Source organism: Candidatus Sarmatiella mevalonica (assembly GCF_016751895.1).
Lineage (GTDB): Bacteria > Pseudomonadota > Alphaproteobacteria > Rickettsiales > Rickettsiaceae > Sarmatiella > Sarmatiella mevalonica.
This window is the reverse complement of the sequence record NZ_JACVVM010000109.1, coordinates 1-2,225: the sequence shown is the minus strand read 5'-3', so window position 1 is coordinate 2,225 and position 2,225 is coordinate 1. Positions and strand designations below refer to the sequence as shown.

The following is a 2,225-nucleotide window of genomic DNA, read 5'->3' as shown; positions in this document are numbered from 1 at the left end:
TAGCTCCTATGGTATTTAATGGTTCATGTAATACCCAGCTATTCGAAAGCTGGGTAGAGCAATTCTTGATCAAAGAGCTAAAAGCTGGGCAAGTTGTGATAATGGATAACGCTGCATTTCATAGATCACAAAAGACAAAAGATCTCATTGAATCTGTTGGTTGTAAGGTAATTTTTCTTCCTCCTTATTCACCTGATTTTAACCCAATAGAGAAATTTTGGGCTAATATGAAGCGATGGGTTAAGCAGAAAATTTCTGACTTTCAGAGTCTTTTTGCTTCGTTATCTTTCTTTTTTAAATACGCTACCTCAAATTAATTTACTATAATACCATGGCGCTTATGTCGAGTTGAGGTTATTCATACTTCATCCTCCATTTGATCATCCCCAAAAAAGCCACCAACTTGGGCATCCCATAAATGTTTATAAAGCCCTGTTTTTGCAAGGAGCGCACTGTGAGTGCCATCTTCTACGATCTTGCCTTTGTCAAAAATCAGGATGCGATCCATATGAAGTAAGGTCGATAAACGGTGGGCAATGACGATCGTGGTTTTTCCGCCTTCGCCATAGGCTTCGTCGTGACCATGCATCAACTCCCATAAAGATTCTTGGATCAAGCTTTCAGTCACAGAATCAAGTTGGGATGTAGCTTCATCAAGGATAAGGATTGGTGCGTTTTTGAGAATTGCTCTGGCAATCGCAATGCGTTGACGCTGGCCACCGGAAAGTTTAACGCATCGTTCTCCAACGAGTGAGTCATAACCTTGGGGTAATGTGGAGATAAACTCATGAGCGTGGGCTTTTTTAGCAGCTTCAATTACTTCTTCATCAGTGCTATCTGCTCGGCCGTAACGAATATTTTCCATCAAACTTCTGTGAAACAATGATGGATCTTGCGGAATCATAGTGATATTTTCTCGTAAAGAGTCTTGAGTTACATCCCTAATATCCTGACCATCAATTAAAATAGCGCCATCAGTCACATCATAAAGCCTTAGGATCAAATTGACGAAAGTAGACTTACCGCCTCCTGAATAACCAACAAGCCCAACTTTCTGACCGGCTTTAATTTCGATGGATTTATTCTGGAAAAGTGGTTCAGTACCTTTGTAATGGAATTTGACGTTGTCGAATGTGATTTGGCCATGTGCGCAGTTTAAGGTTGTAGTATCAGCCTTATCCTGAATTTCCAGGGGCACAATCAGTGATATGAGGCTCTGCTTACATTTACCCGCAGCTTTATTAAAATGATCAACTTCAGACATTAGAAACCAAGTCATATGACCGGTTTCCATAGATAAACCAAGAATAAGAGCAAAATCGCCGATTGTAACTAAACCTTTGCCATATAACGTAACCAGTGCAAAAACTGTAAAGCTCATCATAATGGCAATAAGGCCACCTTGAATACAATACAGCATAATCGAGTAAATATTTAACGAATAGTAGGCTTTGCGTTGGCCATCAAAGAATGGCATCATCCTTAAGTTTTCTTGAGATTTCCGTCCAAAAATTCTGACATTAGAATGATTAGATAGTGAATCGACCAACTCACCAACAACTACAGTTTCTTCTTCTGCTAATTTATCTGCAAGATTTACAATCTTTTTGGACATGCAGATACTAAAGAATGCAAAAATTATAAACCATGTGATCAATATAAGGCAGAAAATTGAATTAACATAATAAGAGGCCGCAAATGCCGCGAGTAGCAAGGAACCGCCTCGTAAAAAATTCGTCATTTTACAAGTTATAATGTCAATGACACCATCAGATAAATTACTAATTTGCTTTGAGACCTTGCCGGATAAGGTATTTTGATAAAAACCATGAGATTGCGATAATGCATAGTCCAGCATCACGGCAACGATTTTGTTTTGTATGATGGGTACATATTTAGCCCAAATGTAATTAAGAACCAGTCACGCAAAAGGTTGAAGTATTGGAGGGACATCGTTATGATTGGCATCAAAGGGAGGATATGAGATGTCAACGAGCTATACGAGTGATTTAACAGATGAAGAATGAGCCGTAGTCGAAAAGATAATTTACAAAAGAAGGGGGAAACAAGGCAGGCCGCCCCCTAGGGATGCCAGACGTTTATGGGATGGTATATTTTACATTACCAAAAATGGCTGTTTCTGGAGGGATTTACCCAAAGATTTTGGTCCCTGGAAAAGGGTATTTAATTACTTTAATCGGTTAAAACATAGGGGAATACTTGAA

At 39.1% G+C, this 2,225-nt stretch carries 3 protein-coding genes; 2 read left to right on the top strand and 1 reads right to left on the bottom strand.

Annotated elements, in window-relative coordinates:
* Positions 1–317: transposase (locus Sarmat_RS06565; protein ID WP_202149207.1), on the top strand; the 317-nt coding region annotated here is incomplete at its 5' end.
* 41 nt (positions 318–358) lie between these two features.
* Here Sarmat_RS06565 and Sarmat_RS06560 read toward each other — a convergent pair.
* A complete protein-coding gene (locus Sarmat_RS06560) occupies positions 359–1,906 on the bottom strand; it encodes an ABC transporter ATP-binding protein (RefSeq protein ID WP_341826623.1) in 1,548 nt (515 codons plus the stop codon).
* Between the two features lie 136 nt (positions 1,907–2,042).
* Here Sarmat_RS06560 and Sarmat_RS07510 point away from each other — a divergent pair.
* The coding region (locus Sarmat_RS07510) for a transposase (protein WP_202149129.1) at positions 2,043–2,225 on the top strand (183 nt) is incomplete at its 3' end.